Origin of the sequence: Bartonella sp. AP150HLJHH, assembly GCF_042196385.1 — a bacterium.
Taxonomy (GTDB): domain Bacteria; phylum Pseudomonadota; class Alphaproteobacteria; order Rhizobiales; family Rhizobiaceae; genus Bartonella.
On the sequence record NZ_JBHIQC010000117.1, the window covers coordinates 1 to 757 of the forward strand.

Sequence of the window (757 nt, forward strand, 5' to 3'; positions counted from 1 at the left end):
TGGTTACCAGTTTAAGCACAACGGGAAGCTTTCTTAAAGGACCTTTAAAAGTCGATGGAGATCTTGTTTATACGAAATCAGACATAGATATTCTCAAGCAAGAAATTAAAAAAATTAAACAAGGCTTAGTTGATAAACTCATTAATTGGTCTGCGCTTGCTGATGCTGAATTGCTCTATACACAGGATGGGAAAATTCAATGGCCTGATTGGGTAACGGATAAAACTAAAGTTGAGATCCAAGCATGGGGCGGTGGCGGTAGTGGTGGCGGAGCGGATACGCCAAGATTAGGAGGAGGTGGCGGCGGTGGCGGTTGTTCAGTCTGGTATGGCTATAAAGCCAGTTTAAACGGTCATCAAGATATTTTGATTGGTAAAGGAGGCGCTTCTGTTGCATCACGCAGTGCGACAGGAAATTCTGGAGGAACAACAGCTGTTGGAAAGAATTTTATTACGGCGACAGGAGGACATGGTGGTGGGGGTGCTTCTGCCTATCAATCTCACACGGGATTTGGTGGTGGTACGACTACCTACTATTCAGGCGGTGGCGGTGCTGGAGGAACAGGTGGAAACTTTGGTTTAGCAACGGATGAACATCTAGGAATTGCCAAAGGCGGAAATGGTTATGCTGGAACGAATGGAATTACGAGTAAAACAAGCGGTAATGGAGGCGATGCTGGAGGTGATACATCACGTGGTGGCTCTGGAGGAGTCGGCAAAGGTTCCTATAGTTCGGGAAAAGCAGGGCGTGGTTTTGG

At 46.6% G+C, this 757-nt stretch carries 1 pseudogene; it reads left to right on the plus strand.

Annotated elements, in window-relative coordinates:
• Nucleotides 1-757, plus strand: a pseudogene (locus ACFING_RS09980) (hypothetical protein); the annotation flags it as partial.